Origin of the sequence: Duganella sp. FT27W (assembly GCF_009295655.1) — a bacterium.
In the GTDB taxonomy this organism is placed as follows: domain Bacteria; phylum Pseudomonadota; class Gammaproteobacteria; order Burkholderiales; family Burkholderiaceae_D; genus Rugamonas; species Rugamonas zoogloeoides.
In genome coordinates this window covers 1-1389 of record NZ_WHIV01000014.1, presented here as the reverse complement: position 1 = coordinate 1389, position 1389 = coordinate 1, and the positions used below count along the sequence as shown (strand labels likewise).

1 rRNA gene is annotated in these 1389 nt (G+C 51.5%); it reads right to left on the bottom strand.

The features are described 5' to 3' along the window. Positions 1 to 8: 8 nt before the first annotated feature. Positions 9 to 1389, bottom strand: a 23S ribosomal RNA gene (locus F8197_RS28150); the annotation flags it as partial.

The following is a 1389-nucleotide window of genomic DNA, read 5'->3' as shown; positions in this document are numbered from 1 at the left end:
AAGGTTATAGGGACAAGCCGTACGGGCAATTAGTACTGGTTAGCTTAATGCATTACTGCACTTCCACACCCAGCCTATCAACGTCCTGGTCTCGAACGACCCTTCAAAGAGCTCAAGGCTCTGGGAAATCTCATCTCAAGGCAAGTTTCCCGCTTAGATGCTTTCAGCGGTTATCTCTTCCGAACTTAGCTACCCGGCAATGCCACTGGCGTGACAACCGGTACACCAGAGGTTCGTCCACTCCGGTCCTCTCGTACTAGGAGCAGCCCCCTTCAAATTTCCAACGCCCACGGCAGATAGGGACCAAACTGTCTCACGACGTTTTAAACCCAGCTCACGTACCACTTTAAATGGCGAACAGCCATACCCTTGGGACCGGCTACAGCCCCAGGATGTGATGAGCCGACATCGAGGTGCCAAACTCCCCCGTCGATATGAACTCTTGGGAGGAATCAGCCTGTTATCCCCAGAGTACCTTTTATCCGTTGAGCGATGGCCCTTCCATACAGAACCACCGGATCACTATGTCCTACTTTCGTACCTGCTCGACTTGTCAGTCTCGCAGTTAAGCACGCTTATGCCATTGCACTATCGTCACGATGTCCGACCGTAACTAGCGTACCTTCGAACTCCTCCGTTACACTTTAGGAGGAGACCGCCCCAGTCAAACTGCCTACCATGCACTGTCCCCGACCCGGATAACGGGCCAAGGTTAGAACCTCAAATGAACCAGGGTGGTATTTCAAGGTTGGCTCCACGAGAACTGGCGTTCCCGCTTCAAAGCCTCCCACCTATCCTACACAGATTGATTCAAAGTCCAATGCAAAGCTACAGTAAAGGTTCATGGGGTCTTTCCGTCTAGCCGCGGGTAGATTGCATCATCACAAACACTTCAACTTCGCTGAGTCTCGGGAGGAGACAGTGTGGCCATCGTTACGCCATTCGTGCAGGTCGGAACTTACCCGACAAGGAATTTCGCTACCTTAGGACCGTTATAGTTACGGCCGCCGTTTACTGGGACTTCAATCAAGAGCTTGCACCCCATCATTTAATCTTCCAGCACCGGGCAGGCGTCACACCCTATACGTCCACTTTCGTGTTTGCAGAGTGCTGTGTTTTTATTAAACAGTCGCAGCCACCAGTTTATTGCAACCCTTTCGCCCTATCACAGTAAAGTGACCAAGCTACCGGGGCGTACCTTTTCCCGAAGTTACGGTACCAATTTGCCGAGTTCCTTCTCCCGAGTTCTCTCAAGCGCCTTAGAATACTCATCTCGCCCACCTGTGTCGGTTTGCGGTACGGTCTCGTATGACTGAAGCTTAGAGGCTTTTCTTGGAACCACTTCCGATTGCTACAGAACCGAAGTTCTTCGTCCCAGTCCCTTGAATT